Below are 20,564 nucleotides of genomic sequence, written 5' to 3' on the forward strand. Positions count from 1 at the left end.
GGCTCAGTCCGGGAAATGGCTGGTGACGACGAACGCGGCCGCGCCCGCCAGGATGACGGGAAACGACCACGTGAACAGCGCCAGCCAGAACGGCTGCACGAGCATGGCGACGCCCGCGCCGATCACCACGGTCGCGGCGCCTTCGCCGAAACGCCGGCGCAGCACGCGCGGGCGCCGCCGGGCAGGAGTGCTTTTCATTTGCGTACCGCTCCGAAGGTGATGCCGCGCAGCAGGTGCTTGCGCAGCACGACGGTGAAGAACAGGATCGGCAGCACGAACAAGGTGGTGGCCGCCGCCACCGCCGGCCAGTCCTGCCCGCCCTCGCCGATGATGAAGGGAATGAACGGCGGCATGGTCTGCGCGTCGCCGCTGGTCAGCAGCAGCGCGAAGGCGTACTCGTTCCAGGCGAAGATCAGGCAGAAGATCGCGGTCGCGGCGATGCCGGTGACCGCCTGCGGCAGCACCACCTTGACGAACGCCTGCAGCCGCGTATAGCCGTCCACCAGCGCCGCTTCCTCGTATTCGCGCGGGATCTCGTCCATGAAGCCCTTGAGCAGCCACACCGCCAGCGAGACGTTGACCGCCGTGTACAGCACGATCATGCCGAGGTAACTGTCGCTCAGCCCCAGCGCGCGGTACATCAGGTAGATCGGGATCGCCACCGCGATGGGCGGCATCATGCGCGTGGACAGGATGAAGAACAGCAGGTCGTCGGCCCACGGCACCTTGAAGCGCGAGAACGCATAGGCCGCGAGCGTGCCGAGGAAGACCGCCAGGAAGGTCGAGCCGAAGCCGATCACCAGCGAATTGACGAAGCGCGGCAGGACCTTGGAGGGCCCGGCGATGACCATGCCGCGCTTGCGCACGTCGCGCTCGTACCAGGTCTGCGCGGGCGGCAGGCTGGCGATGAACTCCGGGGTCTGCCGCGAGCGGATCGTGAACAGGTTGACGTAGCCTTCGAGCGAGGGCTGGAACGAAACCACCGGCGGATACGCGATGGCGTCTTCCTGCGTCTTGAAGCTCGTCAGGATGATCCAGACCATCGGCAAGGTCGCGATCAGCGCATAGGCGATCACCACGATGGCCGCGAAGGTCTTGCCGCGCGCGGTGGCGGCCACCACCGAATGGGCACCGGCGGGCGGTCTTGGCTTGCTCATCGCTGTTTCACCCGGTTGAGTGCCTTGATATAGATGTTCGCCGCGCCGAACACCGTGACGAACAGGATGATCGCCAGCGCCGACGAATACCCGGTCTGCCACTTCTCGAACGCGGCGCGCTTGAGCGTGATCGACACCGTCTCCGTGACCGAGCCCGGGCCGCCCGACGTCAGCAGGTTCACCAGGTCGAACATCTTGAAGTTCTCGATGGCGCGGAACAGCACCGCCAGCATCAGGAAAGGCAGCGTCATCGGCAGCGTGATCGACCAGAACTGCCGCCACGGCGTGGCCCGGTCCACTTCCGCCGCCTCGTAGATGTACTCGGGAATCGAGCGCAGCCCGGCCAGGCAGATCAGCATGACGTAGGGCGTCCACATCCAGGTGTCGACCATCACGATGGTCCACGGCGCGAGCGCCACGTCCCCGATCATCTGGAACGAGCCCGGCGCAATGCCCGTGAAGAAGCTCACGATGTCGTTGAACAGGCCGGTCTGCGGCTGCAGCAGGAAGGTCCAGAAATTGCCGACCACCGCCGGCGACAGCATCATCGGCAGCAGGATCAGCGTGGTCCAGAAGCTGTGCGTGCGAAAGCGCCGGTTGATCAGCAAGGCCAGGCCGAAGCCCAGCAGCACCTCCAGCCCCACCGACCAGAACACGAAGCGGGCGGTGACCTGCATGGCGTACCAGATGTCCTCGTCGGTGAGGATGTCGACGTAGTTGTCGATGCCGACGAAACGCGCCGGGATGCTCGGCATGTTCGACTTGAAGTTGGTGAAGGACAGCCGCAGCGCCCAGATCAGCGGGAAGATGTTGACCGCGAGCAGCAGCAGGATCGTGGGCAGGATGAACAGCCACGCGATCGCGCGGTCCGACAGCCCGCGCAGGCGCGCGCCGCCGCGCGCGGGCGCCGCGGCCTGCAGGTTCTGCGCGGGAAAAGGCTTGTCTGCCAGCATGGCTGACTCCTTGTCGCGAAGCGGCGGCGGGCGGCAGGCCGGAGGCGGTCCGCCGCGCCCCGCCAGCTTTGGTCTCGGTTCCGGTCCCGGTCCTCCGGCCTCAGTTCTTGCCTTCCGCCTTGAAGACCTTGTTCCAGTCCTTCACCAGCAGGTCGAGCGCCTCCTTCGCCGTGCCCTTGTCGGCAACCACGTAGTCGTGCACGCGCTTCTGCATGTCGAGCAGCAGTTCGGCATAGGCGGGCTCGGCCCAGAAGTCCTTGACGATCGACATCGACTTCAGGAATGCCGGCGCGAAGGGCTGGCTCTTGGGAAAGTCAGGCGCATCGACCACCGACTTGGCCGCCGAGTACCCGCCCAGCTCCCACCATTTCTTCTGCACCGCGGGCTGGGCAAACCACTTGATGTACTCGAGCGCGTCGGCCTTGCGGTCCGAGTAGGAGACCACCGAGATGCCCTGCCCGCCAAGCTGCGTGAACTGCTGCACCTCCTTCGGATTGACGAAGAAGCCGATCTTGTCGCCGCCCACGTTGGGGTCCTTGTAGAGGCCGGGGAAGAACGCGAACCAGTTCATCTGCATCGCCACCTGCCCGGACTTGAACGCGTCGAGCCCTTCCTGCATGTAGGCGTTGGTCATGCCCGGCGCCGTGCAGCACTTGTAGAGCGCCTTGTAGAACTCCAGCCCCTTGACCGCGCCCGGCGAGTTGACGAAACCTTCGAGGTGATAAGGCTTCTTCGGATCCTGGTACTGGAAGCCGAAGTTGTAGAGCACGTTGGTCACGCCCATGGTGATGCCCTCGGAGCCGCGCTCGGTGAAGATGTACGCGCCGTACACGGTCTTGCCGTCGATCTTGCGCCCCTGGAAGAACTCGGCGGTCTGCTTGAGCTCGTCCATCGTGGTGGGCGGCTCGAGATCCCGCTTGTACTTCTGCCTGAACTCCGCGCGCAGGTCCGGCCGCGCGAACCAGTCCTTGCGATAGGTCCAGCCCACCGCGTCCGCCATCGCCGGCAGGGCCCAGTAGTTCGGCGTGTTCTTCGGCCATTCGGCATACCCCACCACGGTCGCCGGCACGAAGTCGTTCATCGAGATATTGTTCTTCGCGAAGAAATCATTGAGCTTGACGTAGTGGCCGTTGACCGCCGCGCCGCCGATCCACTGGCTGTCGCCGATGATGAGGTCGCACAGCTTGCCGTGCGAGTTGAGCTCGTTGAGGAAGCGGTCCGCGTAGCTCGTCCATGGCACGAACTCGAACTTCATCTGGATGCCGGTCTTGGCCGTGAAATCCTTCGACAGCTCGACCAGCGCGTTGGCCGGGTCCCACGCCGCCCAGCACAACGTCAATTGCTTTGCCTGCGCGTGCGCCCCCGTTGCCAGCCCCAGCGACAATGCGGCCGCCGCCGTCACCCTTGCTATCAGACGTAACATTTTTGTCTCCTTGCAGCTTCCCAGGACTCCATTCCTGCTGACAGACAACGTCCATGCGCCGGGCGCTGTATTTCGGCTCTGGCAAATTCAAGCGTCAGTCCGCGTGTCGCGAGCTATCAGGCATGCGCATTCTCACGAAGATAAATCCGGGTCTCCGGCGTGGGGATCGCAAGCGCCCCGCGCACGTCGTTGAGGAAATCGACCGCGGCCAGGCCCGCGCGGTGCACGATGCCGCGCACGTCCTGGTCCAGGATCACGTCGATGGCGCGCCCCGACAACTGCTCGCGCGTGTCCGCCGTGCGCTCGTGGCCGATCAGGAAGATGCGCGGCTTGTCGCCCGACTCCTGCAGGGCCGCCGCGATGCCGCGGACGCCACCGCCGGTGACGTAGATGCCGACCAGGTCGTCGTGGCGCGCCAGCAGGCCCTGCACGGCCAGGTCGGCGCCGTCGTCGTCCTCGGTGAAATCCGGCTCGGCAATGCCGCGCAGGTTGCGGAAATCCTCCTCCAGCACCTGCGAGAAACCGGTGCGCCGCTCGACCTGGTCATGCAGGCGCGACGAGCCGGACAGCACCGCCACCGAGCCGATCCGCGTGCACAGGAAGCCGCCCATCAGCAGCCCGGCCGTGCGCCCCGCGATGCGGTTGTCGACGCCGACATAGGCGGCGCGGCGGCTGCCCGGCAGGTCGGAAAACGCCGTGACGACCGGCACGCTCGCGTCGCTCAGCTCTTCGATCAGCCGGCCCACCCACGGATAGTCGAGCGGCACCAGGACCAGCGCGTCGTAGCCGGCCGCCTGCTCGCCAAAGCGCGACGTGTCGCGCTGGCTGGAGAAATCGCACCGGTAGAACGAAGGGATGATGCGGTGCTCGCGAAAGAAACTGGCCGACAGCGCGATGTCGCGCTCGACCTGATCGAGGAAGCGGGAATTGATCTGCGGCAGCACGAACGCAATGCGAAACGCAGCCGCCTTCGGCGGGCGCCCGCGGCTGGCCCGATCGTCACGCAGGTCGGCGAGGGCCTGGCGCACGCGGGCAGCGGTCTCGGCACGCACGGAGGCATCATCGCGCAGCACACGATCGACCGTGGCGACGCTGACGCCGGCCCGGCGCGCAATCATCATACGTGTCGCCGGCATGGTCTCCTCCAGTGCCGAGATACGGTTCGTTTTGTATGTGTAAGGTAGTTTTCCGGCCGCCAAATGCAAGCATTTTCGCGGAGATAAATGCGTCATTTGCTGACGTCATTTCCGCTGCAATCGGCGGGGAAGAGGCGGTCGGTGGAAACGGGAATTCGACAGCGTCCGTGGCGAAAGACGCACTGCCGGCGGCGCGATGCGACCGCTCAGGCCGGCGCCGCTACGCACGCGGGTCCGCATCGGCGGTACCTCGCGCGTAACGCGCGGTTAGTCGCGCAGCTTCAATTCACGCAGCAGCGCATCAAGCTGGCCGAACGCGTCCTGCTGCCATTGCTCCGCAGTCCGCTCTCCCAGCACCCGGGAGTCCTGCACAAATTGCCTGACCGAGGTCGGGCCGAAGGCGTCGAAGGCCTCGAATTTTGCCGCGATGTGACGAAAGCCCGTCGCGCCGCTTTCCTCCCCGAGCAGTGGCCGGCCGCGGCGGCGGTGCGATCGTCGTATCCGCCCGCGGATTGCGGCGCCTGCGGGATTAGGCTTGCCACTTCATCCTCTCCTGACGCAGATGCCGGGCAGCCTCTTCGCCGCGCTCGTCCGCGAGAGTCAGATCCAGATAGGTCTGAACCGGACTGGTGCAAACGACATGGGGCGCCGGCTCGACTGTGTCGGACAGCAGCCCCTCATCCTTCGGAAGCACGATGACCACGTTTTCCCCCTGGGCGGCGGAGACAAGTTTCAGGGCTGTCTGGAGCTTCTTGAGCCCTTGCCCGGTGGCATAGAAATAGTGCGTACCTGTCCGGCCATAGGGCGCCAGCCAGCTGGCCGCCGAAAACGAAGCGAAGGCGGCGTCCTTCTTGCCGCTTTCGCCCATCACGCCGCGCGAGGCCTCTTCCAGCGCCCCCCCCGTGCAGCGTGGTGTAGAAGCGCTTGCGCTCGCCTGCGGGCGCTTCATGGCTGTCGCGCCATGCGTCCAGCAGCGCGTCGGGCTGGGACAGGTACAGCCCGTCACCGCCCGCCTGCGCCCACTCGCGGTCCAGCAGGCCGGTGCGTACGTTGCTCACGTGGCCCAGGCTCACGTTGCTGGCCTTCGACAGACGCTGAAAATCGAGATATGACTGAAATCCGGAAGCTGCGAGGATTTCCCGCCGCACCCGCCGACCCGGCCTGACAAGTCACCTCGCCGCCGGCCCATATCGACAGGCTCGGGGACATCAGGCTACAATGGCCGCGACTGTTTGCAGGCCGGAAAGCGCGGTTACCCCCTCCGGGCCCCGTTCCCAGCCTGCATATCGGTACACCGGACAACGAACCCGATTGATTCAGATGACCTGTATTGCAACGACGAATCTCGCTCAGTGGTGGCGCTTCCAATAGGAAGCGGCACGTCGTCGCGGTTTCGAACCGCACCTTGCCGCCGTATCGGGCGGGCAAGGTTGTAATCCAGAGAACCCCTCTCCCGGCACGGCGGCTCCAGTTCCCAGGAGATTGCCAGATGCTATCGCTGTACCCCGTCTCCCCCGTATCGTTGGCTCTTGCTCCATTGTCTTGGCGCAAAGCCCGTCACATTGCGTCAGCAGAATGGCGACCGCAGCATAAGAAACCGGCTTGCGGCCGCTTGGCGGCTCGCCCGCCTCATCGAGAAAGGGAAGCGATGCGAACCAGCAGCAGTGGTGCATGCCACCGCGCATAAGGCTCGAACGCCTGGCATCAACCCATTGAAAACCAAAAGGTTAGGATCACTATGCTGCTGATGATCGACAACTACGATTCGTTTACCTACAACCTCGTCCAGTATTTCGGTGAGCTGGGCGCCGACGTGCGCACCTACCGCAACGACGAGATCACGCTCGAGGGAATCGAGGCGCTCAAGCCTGACCATATCTGTGTCTCGCCCGGCCCGTGCAGCCCCAAGGAAGCGGGCATCTCGGTGGCGGTGCTGCAGCACTTCGCGGGCAAGGTGCCGCTGCTGGGCGTGTGCCTGGGCCACCAGGCCATCGGCGAGGCGTTCGGCGGCGAGGTGATCCGCGCCAAGCAGGTCATGCACGGCAAGGTCAGCCGCATCGAGACCACGCAGGAAGGCGTGTTCGCCGGCCTGCCCAGGCACTTCGACGTGACGCGCTATCATTCGCTGGCGATCGAGCGCGAGACGCTGCCGGCCTGCCTGGAAGTGACGGCCTGGACGCCGGACGGCGAGATCATGGGCGTGCGCCACAAGGAGTTCGACATCGAGGGCGTGCAGTTCCACCCGGAGTCGATCCTGTCCGAGCACGGCCACGCGCTGCTGGCCAACTTCATCAAGGCACGGCGATGAGGCGCCTCGACACCCCCATCGCCCCCACGCCCGCGCCTGCCCACGACACGAACGAGACCGCCATGTCCATCACGCCACAGGAAGCCCTCACCCGCTGCATCGAACACCGCGAGATCTTCCATGACGAAATGCTGCACCTGATGCGGCAGATCATGCAGGCGCAGATCTCCCCGGTGATGGCCGCGGCCATCCTGACCGGGCTGCGCGTGAAGAAGGAAACCATCGGCGAGATCTCGGCGGCAGCGCAGGTGATGCGCGAGTTCGCCAACAAGGTTCCGGTCAAGGACCGCGAGAACTTCGTCGACATCGTCGGCACCGGCGGCGACGGCTCGCACACCTTCAACATCAGCACGGCCTCGATGTTCGTCGCGGCCGCGGCGGGCGCGCGCATCGCCAAGCATGGCAACCGCGGCGTGAGCTCCAAGTCGGGCAGCGCGGACGTGCTGGAGGCGCTGGGCGTCAACATCATGCTCACGCCCGAGCAGGTCGGCCACTGCATCGAGCAGACCGGCATCGGCTTCATGTTCGCGCCGACCCACCACCCGGCCATGAAGAACGTGGCGCCGATCCGCAAGGAAATGGGCGTGCGCACCATCTTCAACATCCTGGGCCCGCTGACCAACCCGGCCGACGCGCCCAATATCCTGATGGGCGTGTTCCACCCCGACCTGGTCGGCATCCAGGTGCGCGTGATGCAGCGCCTGGGCGCCAAGCACGCGCTGGTGGTCTACGGCAAGGACGGCATGGACGAGGTCTCGCTCGGCGCCGCCACGCTGGTGGGCGAACTGAAGGACGGCGAGGTGCGCGAGTACGAGATCCACCCCGAGGACTTCGGCCTGTCGATGATCTCCAACCGCGGCCTCAAGGTGGCGGACGCCACCGAGTCCAGGGAAATGCTGCTCGAAGCGCTGACCGACGTGCCCGGCACGCCGCGCGAGATCGTCGCGCTCAACGCCGGCGCCGCGCTGTACGCCGCCAACGTGGCCGGCTCGATCGAGGACGGCATCCGCCGCGCGCGCGAGGCCATCGCCAGTGGCGCGGCGCGCGAGAAGCTCGACCAGTTCGTGCGCGCCACGCAGCAGTTCAAGTAATCCGGGCCGCCCGCCGTGGCGATATCCCCGATATCCCGCAACGATACGCCGCGGCGACACACCGCAAGAGAAACACGCATGTCCGACATCCTGAACAAGATCCTGGCCGTCAAGGCCGACGAGGTCAGCGCCGCGCGCAAGAAGCGCGACCTGCCCAGCCTGCGCGCCGAGGCCGAGAGCCTGCGCAGCGAGCCCGGCCTGGCGCCGCGCGGCTTCGAGCGCGCGCTGCGCGAGAAGATCGCCGCCGGCCACGCCGGCGTGATCGCCGAGGTGAAGAAGGCCTCGCCGTCCAAGGGCGTGCTGCGCGAGCACTTCGTGCCCGAGGCGATCGCCGAGAGCTACGCCAGCCATGGGGCGGCCTGCCTGTCGGTGCTGACCGACGTGAATTTCTTCCAGGGCCACCCCGACTTCCTCAAGCGCGCGCGCGGCGCCTGCCCGCTGCCCGCCCTGCGCAAGGACTTCATGATCGACCTGTACCAGGTCTATGAAGCGCGCACCTGGGGCGCCGATGCCATCCTGCTGATCGTCTCCGCGCTCGACCCCGGCCTGATGGCCGAGCTCGAAGCCTGCGCCCACGAACTCGGCATGGACGTGCTGGTGGAAGTGCACGGCGGCGAAGAACTCGACGCCGCGCTGCGCCTGAAGACGCCGCTGCTGGGCGTGAACAACCGCAACCTGCGCACCTTCGAGGTCTCGCTCGACAACACGCTGGCACTGTTGCCGCGCATCCCGTCCGAGCGCCTGGTGGTGACCGAATCCGGCATTCTCGGCCCGGCCGACGCGCAGCGCATGCGCGATGCCGGCGTGCACGCCTTCCTGGTCGGCGAGGCCTTCATGCGCGCGCCCGAGCCGGGCGTCGAGCTGGCCCGCCTGTTCGCCTGACCGGCCGATACCCCGCTCACCCGCATCGGCCAGCCGCACCGCTCACCTGCCACCCGCACCGCCCACCGGAACCGCTCACTGACATGGCCCAGGAAATCGAACTCAAGCTGGCGGTGCCCCACGGCGCCATGCCCGTGCTGGCGGCATGGCTGGACGCGCACGGCGAGGCCCGCGGCGAGCACGCGCTGCTCAACGTCTACCTCGACACGCCCGCGCGCGACCTGGCCCGCGCGCGCGCCGCGCTGCGGCTGCGCCGCCGCGGCGAGCAGTGGCTGCAGACGCTCAAGACCGCCGGCAGGAGCGATGCGGGCCTGGCCGCCCGCAACGAATGGGAAACCAGGATTGCCGCCGAGGCCATCGAACTCGGCACCTTCCCGCCCGAGGCGCGCCAGTTGCTGGCGCCGCTGGCCACCGCGCTGGCGCCGGTCTTCCGCACCGACTTCACGCGCCGCACCTGGCTGATCGAGCAGGACGGCGCGCGCATCGAGGCCGCGCTCGACGTGGGCGAGATCACCGTGCCCGGCACCGGCGCGCGCGATGCCATCCACGAACTCGAGCTGGAATGGCTGCCCGGCAAGGACGGCCAGGGTCCCGCGCAGGCCGATGCCGAAGCCGCGCTGCGCGCGCTGGCGCGGCGCCTGCAGCACGTGGCGCCGCTGCGGCCCTCCGACCAGAGCAAGGCCGCGCGCGGCTACCGGCTCGCGGGCACGGCCGACGCCTGAAGCGTGGCAGGCTTTCCCCGAACCTTTCCCTGATCTTTTTCCTGATCTTTTTCCTGATCTTTTTCCGGCAAGCATCCGCATGAGCAAACCCACGAGCGCGCAGGCCGACCTGTTCGCCCCGGCCGCCGCCAAGGCGCCCCCGGCAACCGCCGGCCTGGCCGCCCAGGCCGCCGCGCTGCCCTCCGCCTGGCGCGAACTGCTCGCGCCCTGCATGCACGGTGAAGGCTGGCGGGAGCTCGCCGCCTTCGTCGACGGCGAGCGCGCCGCCGGCAAGCCGGTGTTCCCGCACGACGTCTTCCACGCGCTGCACCTCACCCCGCCCGCAGCGGTCAAGGTGGTGATCCTGGGCCAGGACCCGTACCACGGCACCGGCACCGTCGGCGGCCGCGAGATCCCGCAGGCGCACGGCCTGGCCTTCTCGGTGCCGGACGGCGTGCGCGTGCCGCCGAGCCTGCGCAACATCTTCAAGGAGATCGCCGCCGAATACGGCGACGGCACGCCCGTGCCCGCCTCCGGCAACCTGGAAGGCTGGGCGCGCCAGGGCGTGCTGCTGCTCAACACGGTGCTGACCGTGGAGCAGGGCCAGGCCGCCAGCCACGCCCGGCGCGGCTGGGAAGCGGTGACCGACTGCCTGATCCAGGCCCTGTCCGCGGCGCGCCCCAACCTGGTCTTCCTGCTGTGGGGCAGCCACGCGCAAGCCAAGAAGCCGCTGCTGGCCGGCACCCACTACGTGCTGGAAGCGCCGCACCCGTCGCCGCTGTCGGCCCATCGCGGCTTTCTCGGCTGCGGCCACTTCAAGCTGGCCAATGCATGGCTGGAAAAGCACGGCATGGCGCCGGTGGACTGGCGCGCCAGCTAAGCCGCCCCGCCTTCGCGCTAGGCCGTCGGCAGGCAGTCGAAGCTGTCGAACACGCCTTCGCCACCTTCCACCTGCAGGCTGCCGACCTGCGCGGCCGGCGGCCCGTTGCGCATCCAGTCGCGCAGCGCCGCCAGCCGTTCCGGCGGTCCATAGGCCATCACCTCCACCGAGCCGTCGCGCCGGTTGCGCACCCAGCCGCCCAGGCCGAGCGCGCGAGCCCGGTCCTCGCAGGCGGCGCGGTAGCCCACGCCCTGCACGCGCCCCGTGACCACGATGTGCCAGGTTGCCGGGCGATGCGCCCATTGGGGTCCCGTGTGGTGTTCCGTCTGCTCCATGTATCCGCTCCGTCTGTCCGCTCCGTCCGCCCGCGCCGCTGCTTGAAACGGCTCTGAAATGCAATACAGGTAAACTAGCCGGCCACCCTGAGCGTTACCAGTATGGGCAGGCCGCTTGAGGTAACGCCGACAGCACAATGCCGCGCCGGCGCCCGGCCGGCGCTCCTTCCGGCCCACGCCCGCCCCCGCCCCGCACGCCGATCCATCCAGGCCCCGGGCCGTCCGGTTCCCGCCGGCAACCGCAGCCACCGAACTTCAGCCAAGACAATGCAGCAAGCCGAACACGACAAGGCCAGCGCGGTCGCCTCCCCTGGCTACGTCAGCCAGTTGCTGACCGCGCCGCCGAACCGCTTCGACCTGGCGCTGCTGCCGATCATCCTGGCGACGATCGTGCTGGTGGCCTTCGCCGCGCGGCAGATGGACGTGCCCTACCACCCCGGCCAGCCGCTGGACGTGCACCTGGACATCGCCTACCTGCCGTACTACCTGCTGCGCACCAGCATCCGCATGCTGCTGGCGCTGGTGGCGTCGCTGCTGTTCTCGTTCGCCTTCGCCGCGCTGGCCTCGAAGAACCGCACCGCCGAGAAGGTCATGGTACCGGCGCTGGACATCCTGCAGTCGATCCCGGTGCTGGGCTTCCTGTCGATCACCGTGACCGGCTTCATCGCGCTGTTTCCGGGCAGCCTGGTGGGGGTGGAGTGCGCGGCCATCTTCGCCATCTTCACCTCGCAGGCGTGGAACATGGCGTTCAGCCTGTACCAGTCGATCCGCACCATTCCCACCGACCTGGTGGAGGCCGCGGCCATGTTCCGGCTGTCCGCGTGGCAGAAGTTCTGGCGCCTGGAGGTGCCGTTCGCCATGCCGGGGCTGCTGTGGAACATGATGATGTCGATGTCCGGCGGCTGGTTCTTCGTGGTGGCGTCCGAGGCGATCTCGGTGTCCGGCAACGACATCAAGCTGCCGGGCATCGGCTCCTATATCTCGCTGGCCATCCAGCAGCAGAACCTGGCGGCGATCGGCTGGGCCATCCTGGCCATGCTGGTCGGCATCATCCTCTACGACCAGTTGCTGTTCCGCCCGCTCATTGCCTGGGCCGACCGCTTCCGCTTCGAGACCATGGCGCAGGAGAACGAGCCGCAGTCGTGGCTGCTCAACCTGCTGCGCCGCTCGGAATGGGTCAGCCTGCTGCTGGCCCGCACCGCCGCGCTGGCCGAGCGCACGCTGGCGTGGGGCTCGGAACGCAAGGCGACCGCATCGCGCAACGGCGACGGCCGGCGCGCGCTGTGGATCGAGCGCGCCAGCACCATCCTGATCACGCTGGTCGCGGTGGCGGCGCTATACCGCGTGATGCACTTCGTGCGCACCGAAGTGGGCTGGACCGAGGTCGGGCACGTGCTGTGGCTCGGCCTGCTGACCATGGTGCGGGTGGTGATCCTGATCTTCCTGGCCGCGCTGATCTGGGTGCCGATCGGCATCCGCATCGGGCTCAACCCGGCGGCGGCGCGCATCGCCCAGCCGGTGGCGCAGTTCCTGGCGGCCTTTCCGGCCAACCTGATGTTTCCGCTGGTGGTCATGCTGATCGTGCGCTTCGGCCTGAACCCGGAAATCTGGCTCAGCCCGCTGATGATCTTCGGCACCCAGTGGTACATCCTGTTCAACGTGATCGCCGGCGCCTCCGGCATTCCCACCGAGCTCAAGCTGGCCGCGCGCAACTTCGGCCTGCGCGGCTGGCTGATGTGGAAGCGCTTCCTGGTGCCGGCGGTGTTCCCCAGCCTGCTGACCGGGCTGGTAACGGCGGCCGGCGGCTCGTGGAACGCCAGCATCGTGTCCGAATACGTGACCTGGGGCGACCGCACGCTGGTGGCCACCGGCCTGGGCAGCTATATCGCGGAGATGACCGCCAAGGGCGACTTTCCCCGCATCGCGCTCGGCATCGGCGTGATGGCGGTGTTCGTGGTGGGCTTCAACCGCCTGCTGTGGAACCGCCTCTACCTGCTGGCGCAGGAACGCACCCGTCTTTGATTGCGCTTTGACCCGATCTTTCAGCATCCGCACCGGAATTCCATCATGGCCAGCTCCCCCGCCACCGCAGCCGCAACCGTAGCCGAACCCGTGGTCGAACTGCGCGGCGTCTCCAAGATGTTCCGCACCGCCGACCATACCGACCGCGCCGTGCTCGAAGGCGTGGACCTCACGCTGCGGCGCGGCGAGATCGTCGCCATGCTGGGCAAGTCCGGCTCGGGCAAGTCCACCCTGCTGCGCATCATGGCCGGCCTGGTGGGCGCCGACCACGGCGAAGTGCGTTTCCGCGGCCAGCCGCTGCGCGGCACCGCCGAGGGCATCGCCATGGTGTTCCAGTCGTTCGCGCTGTTCCCGTGGCTGACGGTGCAGCAGAACGTGGAGCTGGGGCTGGAAGCGCAGGGCGTGCAGAAGGAAGCGCGCGCGCGCCGCGCCGAGGCGGCCATCGACATGATCGGCCTGTCCGGCTTCAACAGCGCGCTGCCGCGCGAGCTGTCCGGCGGCATGCGCCAGCGCGTGGGCATCGCGCGCGCGCTGGTGACCGAGCCCGACCTGCTGCTGATGGACGAAGCCTTCTCCGCGCTCGACGTGCTCACCGGCGAGACCCTGCGCGACGAAATGCTGGACCTGTGGGAGGACGGCCGCACCAACATCAAGTGCATCCTGATCGTCTCGCACAATATCGAGGAGGCGGTCATGATGGCCGACCGCATCGTCATCCTGTCGAGCGACCCGGGCCGCATCCGCGCCGAGGTGAAGGTGCCCTTCCCGCGCCCGCGCAACCGCGACTCCGCCCAGGTGCGCGGCCTGATCGACGAGGTCTATACACTGATGACCTCGCCCGCCGCGCTGGGGCCGCGCGTCACCGCGCTGGCGGCCGCCAGCAATATCGGCTACCGCCTGCCGGACGCCGACATCAGCCAGATGGAGGCTATCCTCGACCTGCTGTGCGAGGCGCCTTTCCACGGCCGCGCCGACCTGCCGCACCTGGCCGAGGAGGCCGGCCTCACCGACGACGACCTGCTGCCCGCCTGCGAGGCGCTGCACCTGCTGCAGCTGGCCACCATCGAGCGCGGCGACATCACCGCCACTGGCCTGGGCCGCGCCTACTACGAGACCGAGCCGCCCGAGCGCAAGGTGCTGTTCGGCAAGCAGTTGCTGCTGCACGTGGCGCTGGCCGCGCATATCCGCCGCGAGCTGCAGCAGTCCGAGGACGGCGAGATCCGCGAGGAACACGTGCTGCGCGAGCTGGAAGACTTCCTCAAGCCGGAAGAGGCCGAGCGCGTGCTGACCATCGGCATCGAATGGGGCCGCTACGGCGAGGTGTACGAGTACAGCTACAACAGCGGCATGCTGACGCTGCCGCGCGAAGAGCCGCCCCAGGCGCCGGGCGCCGACACGCAGCCCTGACCCCGGCGCCGGCGGGACGCTAGCGCCGCCGCTGGCGCATGGCGCGGCCGATGGCGCCGGTGCGCAGCGCGATCTTGGCGGCGTCCTCGCGCAGCGCGCGCAGGCGGCGCTCCAGGATGGCGTTGGCGCTGCGCCCGGTGGAACTGGCCGTGCTGGCGGCGGCGCCGGCATCGCGCGCGGCGCTGGCCACGCGGGCCAGCTCGCCCGAGGCCGCGGCCTGCACCAGCACGTCGGCGCGGCGGCGGTCGGCGGAATCGGCCAGGCGCGCGCGGCGCGCGCTGGCCTCGTCGGCGCTGGACGTGGCATCCACCGCGGCATTGAGCACGGCCGCCGCCATGGGCGCGGCGCCCGCCGCGGCGGCATGGCCCGGCCCCGCCGCGCTGCCGGCCTTCGGCGCGGCATGCCCCGCCCCGGCCGCGCCCACTGCGGCGGCCGCGGCGGTGGCCGGCTCTCCCGGCCGCACGAATCCCACGCCGCGGCCGCCCGCGCGGTCATCCTCGACCAGCCGCTCGCTCGCCAGCGCCAGGCTGTGCGTGGCGGCATCGGTGGCCTGGCGGATGGCGGCCTCGGCCGCCGGCACGTCGAGCTCGCCGTAGTGCTCGCGCACCTGGATGCGGGCCGCCGCCACGTGCGCGGCCACCAGGTAGTTCTGCACGATGAAGCGGTTCAGGTTGTCCACCGCGCGGTGCCGGCTCTTGGGTTCGTCGAGCATGCGCTGGAACGAGCCGATCAGCGCCGACAGACTGTCCATGAACTGCTTGCGCTGCACGCGGTAGGCAAAGTCGTCCTTGGCCACGCGCAGCAGCAGGTCGCGCGTGGCGGCGATATAGCGGCGGTTGGCCTGCAGCACGTTCTCCACCAGCGCGGGCAGCGCGCGGTATTCCCAGCTCGGCAGCACGAAACTGAACACCGAGGCGAGCACGCCGCCGATCACGGTATCGATGAGCCGCTCGCCGGCCGCCGTGGCGCCCGGGATCAGCAGGTGGATCTGGATCAGCACCTGCACGCAGGCGGCCACCGCCGTGTAGCGGTACTTGATGGTGGAAAATGCCGTGCCCGCCACCAGCGCCAGGAACAGCACGCCCAGCAGCAGCAGCGGCTGGTGCACCACCTTGAGCACCGCCACCGAGATCGCGCAGCCGATCAGCGTGCCGATCAGGCGGTCGTTGTAGCGCTGTTTGGTCATGCTGAAGTTGGGCTTCAGGATGACGATGATGGTCAGCAGGATCCAGTAGCTGTGCGAGACGTACGGCAGGTGGTCGGCGAGCCACAGTCCCGCGCTCACCGCCAGGGTGATGCGCAGCGCGAAGCGGAAGGCCGGGGACTTCCAGTTCAGGTTGTCGCGCAGCACCTTCAGCTCATAGCGCTGGCGCGTGAGGAACGGCGTCATGTCGGGGCCCGGCAGCACCTTGCTGGGCTCCACCGGCGTGCGCGAAGCCTCGTGCAGTTGCGCCACCAGCGCGATGGCACCCTTGATCATGTCCAGCGTCTCGGCCAGCGCGGTCATCGCCGCGGGCTGGATGTGGTGATGGCGCAGCTGCGCGATCTCGGACTCGACCGCGCGCAGCTCGTCCCGGTAGTCCACCTCGGCATAGGAGTAGCGCCCGCGCGTGATCTCGTAGGCGATCGACTCCACGTCCTGGCACATCAGCTGCACCAGCCGGCGCAGGTGGTCCAGCACCGGCGTGCCGGCGAAGGTCTGGCGCAGCAGCGGGTAGTCGGTGTTGGTGGAGAGGATGTACTCGTACAGGTCCAGCATGCGCAGGTGCGTCTGCACCAGCAGCCCGTCATGCGTGGTGCGGTTGCCGCGCAGCACCAGGTCGCGCGCGGCCTGCTGGCGCTCGGCCACCACGATCTGCTGGCGCACCAGCTGGTTGAACTGCGCCTCGTAGTCGTTGCCGGCGTCGTAGAAGCCGGCCTTGATCTCCAGGTAGCCGGCCATCTCGTACAGCGCCTCGGCCAGCACCTGCTGCTTGGTGCGCCGCTGCGTGGCCCAGCTCACCACCATCGCATAGCCCATGTAGGCCGCCGCCCCCACGCCGAACAGCAACGCGTGCTCCACCGCGCGCCGCACCACGAAGTCTTCGTTGACGGTCAGCGTCATGACGAACAAGGCCGAGAACTGCAAAGGCAAGGTCTTGTTGCCGTACGCCGTCATCATGCCGGCCATGAAGGTCACCAGCACCAGCACCACCGGCATCACGCGCGGGAACGGCGTGGCCAAGGCCACCGCCAGCGTGACCGCGGTGCACAGCAGCACGCTGGCCAGCATCTCGTTGAACTTGTGGTTCAGCGGGTTGGGCAGGTCCATCAGGCTGGTGCACAGCGCGCCGATCGACACCACCATGGCGGTGGGCAGGTCGGTGAACTGCATGGCGATCAGCGCGGCGCCGATCACCCCCGTGGCCGAGCGCAGGCCGCGATAGACATAGTGCGAATAGACGAAGGTGCGGGCGTCGTGCGCGTATTGCATGTGGTGGCTTGGGGCTGGCCTCGGGGAGCGGAGCGTGGCCGGCCTACTGGCCCAGCCAGCGGGCCCGCATGGCCTGGCGGCCACCCTCTGCCGTCACCGTGTACTGCGCGGCCGGCTCGCGGGCGAAGGTCACCGGCAGCACATGCAGCTCGTCGCGGCGGAACACATGGCATTCGGCGCGGTCGCCGGCGCGGTAGCGCGCCAGCAGCTTGTCCAGCTGCCCGGGCGCCACGCGCAGGCCGTCCACCGCGGCCAGCAGGTCGCCCGCCGACAGCCCGGCCGCCTGGCCGGCGCCGCCGTCGAGCACCTGGGTGATGCGCACCCAGCCGTCCTCGGTCTTGGTCTTGATGCCGAGCGCGGCATTGCGCTCCGGCTTGGCGGGCACGGCCTTGATGCCGAACGGCTTGAACAGCGCCGCCAGCGGCAGCTCGCCCGTGCCTTCGGTCAGCGAGCGCAGCAGCGCGCCCAGGCGCAGGCCGGTGACTTCGTCGATGAGGGCGTGGACCTCGGCCTCGGTCACGCCGCGCTGCTGCGCGCCCGGCGCGTAGAAGCCGCTGCCGTAGCGCTGCCACAGCGCGCGCATGACGTCGTCGAGCGAGCGGCGGTTGCGGGTCCTGGCGCGGATGGTGAGATCCAGCGCCAGCGCCACCAGCGAGCCCTTGGTGTAGTAGCTGACGATGGCGTTGGGCGCGTTCTCGTCCTGGCGGTAATACTTGGTCCAGGCGTCGAACGAGCTTTCGGCCACGCTCTGCTTGGTGCGGCCGTTGCCGCGCAGCACGCCGTTCCAGGTCTTGGCCAGCAGTTCGACGTACTGCGCCTCGGTGATGCTGCCGCTGCGCACCAGCATCAGGTCGTCGTAATAGCTGGTGAAGCCCTCGAACAGCCACAGCAGCGGCGTGTGGGTTTCCTCGCGCAGCCGGTACGGCACGAACGCCGCGGGCTTGATGCGCTTGACGTTCCAGGTGTGGAAATACTCGTGGCTGCACAGGCCGAGGAAGGTGCGGTAGCCTTCGGTGGACTCTTCCTTGCCGCGCGCCGGCAGGTCCGCGCGCGCGCACATCAGCGCGGTGCTGGCGCGATGCTCCAGGCCGCCGTAGCCATCCGTGGTGACCATCGTCATGAAGACGTAGCGGCGGTTGCTGTCCAGGAACGGCGCGCGCTCGGTCTTCGGCTCGAACAGGCGGATCTGCGCTTCGCAGATCTGCTTGAGGTCGCGGCACACGCGCTCCAGGTCCAGCTGCGGCACGCGGCCGGTGAAGACCACGTCGTGCCGGGCGCCGCAGGCGACGAAGCTGCCCAGCGTGAAGGTGCCCATCTCGACCGGATGGTCGACCAGCTCGTCGTAGTCGGCCACCTGGTAGCGGCCGAAGCCGTAGCGCCGTGCGCCGCCGCGGCCCGGGGCCTCGCGCATGGCGGTGGCCACGCGCCAGCCGGCATAGGCTTCGCCCGCGGGCGGCAGGATGTCCACCGTGCAGGGCTGGTGCTCGTGCCCCTCGGCGCAGAGAAAGACGGAGCTGCCGTTGAAGAAGCCGTGCGTGGCGTCAAGGTGCGCCGCGCGCACCGACAGATCCCACGCATAGACTTCATAGCTCAGCGTCAGCGGCCCGCTCACGGGAGCGGCCTGCCAGCTCTGCTTGTCGAGCTTGGTCAGCGCGACCTGCTTGCCGTTCGCATCGGCGCGGATGCGCACGATGTTGCGGGCGAAGTCGCGGATCATGTAGCTGCCGGGAATCCACGCCGGCAGGTAGAACTGCTGGCCGGCGGGATCGGGGGCGTCCACCGTGACGGTGACGGCGAACAGGTGCGCTTCGGGTTGAAGCGGGGCGATGGCGTAGTGGATCGGCTTCATGAGCGTGATTGTAGCGCCATGCCCGGGGGCGCCTCCGCGCCGCGCCGCGCCGGTGGCCGGCTTGCGGGTCGAGGCTCGGGCGGGCTCCCGCCGGCCTTCAGGCGTTCACGTTCACCACCACGCGTCCGCGCATGCCGCCCTCGACGATCTTGCGGCCCGCCTCGATGGCGCCGGACAGGCCGACCTCGCTGGTGATGGCGCGCAGGCGGTCCGGCTGCAGGTCCGCGGCCAGCCGCTGCCAGGCCTGCTCGCGCCTGGCCATCGGCGCCATCACGCTGTCGATGCCATACAGCGTGATGCCGCGCAGGATGAACGGCGCCACCGAAGCGGGGAAGTCCAGCCCCTGCGCCAGCCCGCAGCACGTCACCGCGCCGCCGTAGCGCACCTGCGCGCAGGCGTTGACCAGCGTGTGCGAACCCACCGAATCCACCACCGCGGCCCAGCGCTCCTTCTGCATCGGCTTGCCGGGCTGGCCCAGCGCGGTGCGGTCGATCACCTCGGCCGCGCCCAGCGCCTTGAGGAAATCCGCCTCGGCGGTCTTGCCGGTGGACGCCGCCACCTGGTAGCCCAGCTTCGACAGCAGCGCGATCGCCACCGTGCCCACGCCGCCCGAGGCGCCGGTCACCAGCACCTCGCCGTCGCCCGGCTTCACGCCCGCGCGCTCCAGCGCCAGCACCGACAGCATGGCGGTGTAGCCGGCCGTGCCGATGGCCATGGCCTGCTGCGCGGTGAAGGCATCGGGCAGCCTGACCAGCCAGTCGCCCTTCAGGCGCGCGCGCTGCGCCAGGCAGCCCCAGTGCGTCTCGCCCACGCCGAAGCCGTTGAGCACCACGCGGTCGCCCGCCTGCCAGCGCGGGTGCGCGGACTCCAGCACCGTGCCGGCGCCGTCGATGCCCGCCACCATCGGCCACTTGCGCACCACCGGCGCGCGGCCGGTGATGGCCAGGCCGTCCTTGTAGTTGATGGTGGAATAGTCGACCGCGACCAGCACGTCGCCGTCGGCCGGCAGTGCGGATTCTTCGAGCGCGGTGACGGCGGCCTGGGTGGCGCCGCCGTCCTGGGTCAGCAGCAATGCCTGGAACGTCATGATGTCTCCTTCCGGTGTATGCGGATATCGAAAACCTGATGAACGAGGCGCCGGCCGGCCCGGCACGCGCGGCGCCGGAATGCCGGCGCGAAGCTTACTTCTTGAGGCTGGCGAGCTTGCGCTCGAGCGTGGCGGCGTCGGCCGCGCCGGGGATGCGGGTGCCGTCCATGAAGAACACGGCCGGGGTGCCGGTGATGTTGAGGCTCTGGCCCAGCGTCAGGTTCTCGTCCACGGGCGTCTTGCAGCTGCCGTTGCCGGTCAGCGCCACGCGGTTGAGCATCCAGTCGCGCCACGCCTTGGTGCGGTCGGACGCGCACCAGACCTGCTTGGCCTTGACCTCCGAATCCGGCGACAGCACCGGATAGAGGAAGGTATAGACCGTGATGTTGTCCATCTGCTGGAAGGTCTGCTCGATGCGCTTGCAGTAACCGCAGTTCGGGTCCGAGAACACCGCCACCTGGCGGCTGCCGTCGCCCTTGGTCCACCTGATGGCGCGCGCCAGCGGCAGGTCCGACCACTTGATGCGGTTCAGGTCCGCCACGCGCTCCTCGGTCAGGTTGGTGCCGGTCTTGGTGTCGACCATCTCGCCATTGATGACGTAGCGCCCGGTGGCATCGGTATAGACCACCTGGCCGCCGATATTGACCTCGAACAGGCCCGGCACCGGCGTCTTGCCCACGCTCTTGACCTCGGCGCGGCCGCCCAGCATCTTCTGGATCGACTCCTTGATGCGGTCGGTGCCGGGCTCGCTCGCCGCCATGGCGTGCAGCGCGAAGCCGGCCGCCGCCAGGCCGCCGGCGATGGTGGCGACGGTGGCCGACAGTGCGGGACGGCGGCGCAGGAATTGCAACATGATGACT

Annotated in this window: 17 protein-coding genes and 2 pseudogenes; 7 read left to right on the forward strand and 12 right to left on the reverse strand. The window is 68.6% G+C overall.

The features are described from left to right. Window positions 1–3: 3 nt before the first annotated feature. The 7 genes and pseudogenes from ACKI2N_RS17330 to ACKI2N_RS17360 form a co-directional block, all read right to left on the reverse strand. Complete coding sequence (locus ACKI2N_RS17330) at window positions 4–198, reverse strand: hypothetical protein (protein ID WP_420994358.1); 195 nt, start codon at window positions 196–198, stop codon at window positions 4–6. Then, entirely contained in the window at window positions 195–1,157 is a 963-nt protein-coding gene (locus tag ACKI2N_RS17335) for a carbohydrate ABC transporter permease (protein WP_420994359.1), read from the reverse strand. Before ACKI2N_RS17335 ends, ACKI2N_RS17330 begins: the two co-directional genes overlap by 4 nt. Beyond that, the gene (locus ACKI2N_RS17340; protein WP_420994360.1) at window positions 1,154–2,110 is read right to left on the reverse strand and encodes a carbohydrate ABC transporter permease; all 957 of its coding nucleotides are present in this window, start codon (window positions 2,108–2,110) and stop codon (window positions 1,154–1,156) included. The genes ACKI2N_RS17335 and ACKI2N_RS17340 overlap by 4 nt, the downstream gene beginning before the upstream one ends. A 100-nt stretch (window positions 2,111–2,210) precedes the next feature. Next, window positions 2,211–3,533: an ABC transporter substrate-binding protein gene (locus ACKI2N_RS17345; RefSeq protein WP_420994361.1), complete on the reverse strand. Its 1,323-nt coding sequence runs from the start codon at window positions 3,531–3,533 to the stop codon at window positions 2,211–2,213. A 116-nt stretch (window positions 3,534–3,649) separates the two neighbouring features. Continuing rightward, the gene (locus tag ACKI2N_RS17350) at window positions 3,650–4,669 is read right to left on the reverse strand and encodes a LacI family DNA-binding transcriptional regulator (RefSeq protein WP_420994362.1); all 1,020 of its coding nucleotides are present in this window, start codon (window positions 4,667–4,669) and stop codon (window positions 3,650–3,652) included. Window positions 4,670–4,936: 267 nt separating this feature from the next. Beyond that, window positions 4,937–5,143 (reverse strand): annotated as a pseudogene (locus ACKI2N_RS17355) (hypothetical protein); the annotation flags it as partial. 55 nt (window positions 5,144–5,198) lie between these two features. After that, window positions 5,199–5,760: pseudogene (locus ACKI2N_RS17360) on the reverse strand (type IV toxin-antitoxin system AbiEi family antitoxin); the annotation flags it as partial. A gap of 647 nt (window positions 5,761–6,407) precedes the next feature. Here ACKI2N_RS17360 and ACKI2N_RS17365 point away from each other — a divergent pair. The 5 genes from ACKI2N_RS17365 (at window position 6,408) to ACKI2N_RS17385 (ending at window position 10,531) form a co-directional block, all read left to right on the forward strand. Next, a complete protein-coding gene (locus ACKI2N_RS17365) occupies window positions 6,408–6,977 on the forward strand; it encodes an anthranilate synthase component II (RefSeq protein ID WP_420994363.1) in 570 nt (189 codons plus the stop codon). A 62-nt stretch (window positions 6,978–7,039) separates the two neighbouring features. Further along, a complete protein-coding gene (trpD, locus tag ACKI2N_RS17370; protein WP_420994364.1) occupies window positions 7,040–8,068 on the forward strand; it encodes an anthranilate phosphoribosyltransferase in 1,029 nt (342 codons plus the stop codon). A 78-nt stretch (window positions 8,069–8,146) separates the two neighbouring features. Continuing rightward, window positions 8,147–8,950, forward strand: a complete 804-nt coding sequence (gene trpC, locus ACKI2N_RS17375) for an indole-3-glycerol phosphate synthase TrpC (protein WP_420994365.1) — start codon at window positions 8,147–8,149, stop codon at window positions 8,948–8,950. A gap of 83 nt (window positions 8,951–9,033) precedes the next feature. Further along, complete coding sequence (locus tag ACKI2N_RS17380) at window positions 9,034–9,672, forward strand: CYTH domain-containing protein (RefSeq protein ID WP_420994366.1); 639 nt, start codon at window positions 9,034–9,036, stop codon at window positions 9,670–9,672. A 79-nt stretch (window positions 9,673–9,751) separates the two neighbouring features. After that, window positions 9,752–10,531: a uracil-DNA glycosylase gene (locus ACKI2N_RS17385; protein WP_420994367.1), complete on the forward strand. Its 780-nt coding sequence runs from the start codon at window positions 9,752–9,754 to the stop codon at window positions 10,529–10,531. 17 nt (window positions 10,532–10,548) lie between these two features. Here the strand turns inward: ACKI2N_RS17385 and ACKI2N_RS17390 are convergent, their stop codons facing one another. Further along, window positions 10,549–10,866 (reverse strand): acylphosphatase, encoded by a 318-nt coding sequence (locus ACKI2N_RS17390; protein ID WP_420994368.1) that lies wholly within the window; start codon window positions 10,864–10,866, stop codon window positions 10,549–10,551. A 267-nt stretch (window positions 10,867–11,133) separates the two neighbouring features. On the opposite strand from ACKI2N_RS17390, the gene ACKI2N_RS17395 reads away from it, so the two are divergent. Then, on the forward strand, window positions 11,134–12,888 hold the full coding sequence (locus ACKI2N_RS17395) for an ABC transporter permease (protein WP_420994369.1): 1,755 nt from the start codon (window positions 11,134–11,136) through the stop codon (window positions 12,886–12,888). A 45-nt stretch (window positions 12,889–12,933) separates the two neighbouring features. Further along, entirely contained in the window at window positions 12,934–14,295 is a 1,362-nt protein-coding gene (locus ACKI2N_RS17400; RefSeq protein WP_420994370.1) for a nitrate/sulfonate/bicarbonate ABC transporter ATP-binding protein, read from the forward strand. A 19-nt stretch (window positions 14,296–14,314) separates the two neighbouring features. Here ACKI2N_RS17400 and ACKI2N_RS17405 read toward each other — a convergent pair whose 3' ends face one another. The 4 genes from ACKI2N_RS17405 to ACKI2N_RS17420 form a co-directional block, all read right to left on the reverse strand. Further along, window positions 14,315–16,768, reverse strand: coding sequence for an FUSC family protein (locus ACKI2N_RS17405; protein WP_426990045.1), 2,454 nt, complete (start codon window positions 16,766–16,768; stop codon window positions 14,315–14,317). A 43-nt stretch (window positions 16,769–16,811) separates the two neighbouring features. Further along, a complete protein-coding gene (locus tag ACKI2N_RS17410) occupies window positions 16,812–18,617 on the reverse strand; it encodes a M61 family metallopeptidase (RefSeq protein WP_420994372.1) in 1,806 nt (601 codons plus the stop codon). Window positions 18,618–18,714: 97 nt separating this feature from the next. Then, window positions 18,715–19,704, reverse strand: a complete 990-nt coding sequence (locus tag ACKI2N_RS17415) for an MDR family oxidoreductase (RefSeq protein WP_420994373.1) — start codon at window positions 19,702–19,704, stop codon at window positions 18,715–18,717. A 94-nt stretch (window positions 19,705–19,798) separates the two neighbouring features. Beyond that, on the reverse strand, window positions 19,799–20,557 hold the full coding sequence (locus ACKI2N_RS17420) for a DsbC family protein (protein WP_420994374.1): 759 nt from the start codon (window positions 20,555–20,557) through the stop codon (window positions 19,799–19,801). Between the last annotated feature and the right edge of the window lie 7 nt (window positions 20,558–20,564).

Origin of the sequence: Cupriavidus sp. 30B13, assembly GCF_049059565.2 — a bacterium.
Taxonomy (GTDB): domain Bacteria; phylum Pseudomonadota; class Gammaproteobacteria; order Burkholderiales; family Burkholderiaceae; genus Cupriavidus.

What these genes read in the sequence shown, in the direction of transcription:
- ACKI2N_RS17330 (WP_420994358.1), bottom strand. Translation starts at nt 198, where the DNA reads ATGAAAAGCACTCCTGCCCGGCGGCGCCCGCGCGTGCTGCGCCGGCGT.
- ACKI2N_RS17335 (WP_420994359.1), bottom strand. Translation starts at nt 1,157, where the DNA reads ATGAGCAAGCCAAGACCGCCCGCCGGTGCCCATTCGGTGGTGGCCGCC.
- ACKI2N_RS17340 (WP_420994360.1), bottom strand. Translation starts at nt 2,110, where the DNA reads ATGCTGGCAGACAAGCCTTTTCCCGCGCAGAACCTGCAGGCCGCGGCG.
- ACKI2N_RS17345 (WP_420994361.1), bottom strand. Translation starts at nt 3,533, where the DNA reads ATGTTACGTCTGATAGCAAGGGTGACGGCGGCGGCCGCATTGTCGCTG.
- ACKI2N_RS17350 (WP_420994362.1), bottom strand. Translation starts at nt 4,669, where the DNA reads ATGCCGGCGACACGTATGATGATTGCGCGCCGGGCCGGCGTCAGCGTC.
- ACKI2N_RS17365 (WP_420994363.1), top strand. Translation starts at nt 6,408, where the DNA reads ATGCTGCTGATGATCGACAACTACGATTCGTTTACCTACAACCTCGTC.
- trpD (WP_420994364.1), top strand. Translation starts at nt 7,040, where the DNA reads ATGTCCATCACGCCACAGGAAGCCCTCACCCGCTGCATCGAACACCGC.
- trpC (WP_420994365.1), top strand. Translation starts at nt 8,147, where the DNA reads ATGTCCGACATCCTGAACAAGATCCTGGCCGTCAAGGCCGACGAGGTC.
- ACKI2N_RS17380 (WP_420994366.1), top strand. Translation starts at nt 9,034, where the DNA reads ATGGCCCAGGAAATCGAACTCAAGCTGGCGGTGCCCCACGGCGCCATG.
- ACKI2N_RS17385 (WP_420994367.1), top strand. Translation starts at nt 9,752, where the DNA reads ATGAGCAAACCCACGAGCGCGCAGGCCGACCTGTTCGCCCCGGCCGCC.
- ACKI2N_RS17390 (WP_420994368.1), bottom strand. Translation starts at nt 10,866, where the DNA reads ATGGAGCAGACGGAACACCACACGGGACCCCAATGGGCGCATCGCCCG.
- ACKI2N_RS17395 (WP_420994369.1), top strand. Translation starts at nt 11,134, where the DNA reads ATGCAGCAAGCCGAACACGACAAGGCCAGCGCGGTCGCCTCCCCTGGC.
- ACKI2N_RS17400 (WP_420994370.1), top strand. Translation starts at nt 12,934, where the DNA reads ATGGCCAGCTCCCCCGCCACCGCAGCCGCAACCGTAGCCGAACCCGTG.
- ACKI2N_RS17405 (WP_426990045.1), bottom strand. Translation starts at nt 16,768, where the DNA reads ATGCAATACGCGCACGACGCCCGCACCTTCGTCTATTCGCACTATGTC.
- ACKI2N_RS17410 (WP_420994372.1), bottom strand. Translation starts at nt 18,617, where the DNA reads ATGAAGCCGATCCACTACGCCATCGCCCCGCTTCAACCCGAAGCGCAC.
- ACKI2N_RS17415 (WP_420994373.1), bottom strand. Translation starts at nt 19,704, where the DNA reads ATGACGTTCCAGGCATTGCTGCTGACCCAGGACGGCGGCGCCACCCAG.
- ACKI2N_RS17420 (WP_420994374.1), bottom strand. Translation starts at nt 20,557, where the DNA reads ATGTTGCAATTCCTGCGCCGCCGTCCCGCACTGTCGGCCACCGTCGCC.